This is a genomic window from Tunicatimonas sp. (assembly GCF_049647865.1).
Lineage (GTDB): Bacteria > Bacteroidota > Bacteroidia > Cytophagales > Cyclobacteriaceae > Tunicatimonas.
In genome coordinates this window covers 1-2176 of sequence record NZ_JBARYM010000337.1, presented here as the reverse complement: position 1 = coordinate 2176, position 2176 = coordinate 1, and the positions used below count along the sequence as shown (strand labels likewise).

The following is a 2176-nucleotide window of genomic DNA, read 5'->3' as shown; positions in this document are numbered from 1 at the left end:
CCGCGGGCTTCACCTATTACCAGAACGAAATTGTAGACTTGTTATTAGATGTACGACTACCTTCATCGGTAGGCTTCGAAACCAGTTATACCAATGCTGGCTCCATGGAAAACCGAGGCTGGGAAGTTGATTTGGGTCTTAATGTATTCTCTAATAACGACTGGAGTATTGACCTTTTCGCCAATGCCAACCGTAACGTTAACGAAATAACTAGCTTAGGCGGAAGCGGAGATGGCGATGGCGACGTGATTACCCTAGGAGGCTTCAGCACCTTAACTAGTTCAGTAGCCAAAGTAGGCGAACCTCTTTCAACCCTATTTGGTGGAGTGTATCTTCGCAATGCTGATGGTTCACTGAATTTAGATGAAAATAATTTTCCGCAGGTAGCACCTGACTTTGGGGTAATTGGTGATCCTAACCCAGCGTGGCGGGGTGGTATTGGTGGAACAATTTCCTGGAAAAATCTATCATTATACGCACTATTTGAAACCTTCCAGGGTAGCTCTTTCGCTCCCAACACCAAATCAGTGCTCTATAACTTCGGAGTGCATGAAGATACTGGTAACGAAGTAGTGGTACCGGCAAGTGGATTGGTAAACTATTCCGGAGAAACTATTGCGGGAGGCACCACCGTGCGGGGAAACATCCGCGACTTTGGGGGTGGACCCGTTATACTTGACGAAGCTTGGTACACTACGCTAGGGCAAGGATTCAGTAATCTTCAGGAGCAATTTATTGTAGATGGTAGTTGGACTCGCCTGCGCGAGGTATCTCTTTCTTACAGCCTTACTTCCGAGAAATTCCGAGAAAGAACCAAATTGCAGAGCATTGACTTTGCTCTGCGCGGACGTAATCTGCTATTGTGGACTGATGTAGTAGGCATTGATCCGGAAACCTCACTCGATGGAGCGACTAACTCCCGAGGGCAGGATTACTTTAATAATCCGGGTACTAAGTCTTACATTTTCTCTATCGCTATTAACTACTAAACCAAGTAACATGAAAATATTATCTCATTATAGCTTACTAGCTCTGCTAGCCCTTTCGCTATTCGCTTGCGAAGGAATAGTAGAAGATTTGAACGACGATCCGAATAACCCCGCGGACGCGCCAGCCGAATTAATATTTACTGGAGTACAGTTAGCCAACGCCACTACCCACGCCGGACTAACGGCCCGAATGGCCGCCATGTGGTCGGGGCAAATGAAGGGGGTGGACCGTCAGTGGGGCGACTTTCAGGCGTACAACGCAGGAGCCTCTAATTTCACGAATATGTGGGACAATGTGTACTACGGTACGCTGCGTAACTCTCGGATTGTTCTGAGCAAGATAGAGCCGTTAGGTATTCGGGTATTCGCGGGAATGACGAAAGTGACTCAAGCGCACTGCATAGGTAACGCCACCTCTTTGTGGGGCGATATTCCGTTTTCGCAAGCGGCGCAGATTGAGGAATTTGAGTCTCCGCTGTTTGATAATCAAATGGATATCTATACTTCCTTGCAAAATCTACTGGATGAAGGAATTGGTGATTTAGAATCTGGCATTGGTGTTCCAGCGAGTGGCACCGATATCTACTACGATGGTGATCCTGCATCTTGGACTGCGGCGGCATATACGCTAAAGGCTCGGCTTTATATGGATACTGAACAGTATGACTTAGCCTTTCAAGCAGCCGAGAACGGAATATCTAGTTTTGCTGGCTCTATGTATCTCTCACATGGTACAACCAACGATGTAGACCGAAATATGTACTGGGATTTTCTAGGACCCTCTCGGGGTGGTGATATTGCAGCAGAAGATGCTCAAGGTGAAGCCTACTTAGTCACGTTACTCGACCCTGCCAACGATAACTACCGAGGAAATGCTAAAACTGACGAATCAGCTCGCTTTAACTACTATTATCTAGGAGCTGCTCAGGCTATTAATACTCCGGAAAGGATTGAGCCCAACACACTTTCTCTTTCGCAGAGCGATACCTTGAACGGTATGTTTGCTGAAAATGCCTCTTTCCCATTGATTACTTACCAGGAGAACATACTAACGCTAGCCGAAACTTCGGTGCGAACAGGTAATTTTGAAGCCGCTTTGGGCTATCTAAATGAGTATCGAGCATTTCTGAACGAAGGGGGATACATTGATCCTACTTATCAGACAGGGTTCACGCTGGCTTATGAGC

At 46.7% G+C, this 2176-nt stretch carries 1 protein-coding gene and 1 pseudogene; both read left to right on the top strand.

Going from position 1 to position 2176, the window contains the following annotated elements:
- A pseudogene (locus WBA23_RS10185) lies at positions 1–989 on the top strand (SusC/RagA family TonB-linked outer membrane protein); the annotation flags it as partial.
- 10 nt (positions 990–999) lie between these two features.
- The coding region (locus tag WBA23_RS10180) for a SusD/RagB family nutrient-binding outer membrane lipoprotein (protein WP_424582172.1) at positions 1000–2176 on the top strand (1177 nt) is incomplete at its 3' end.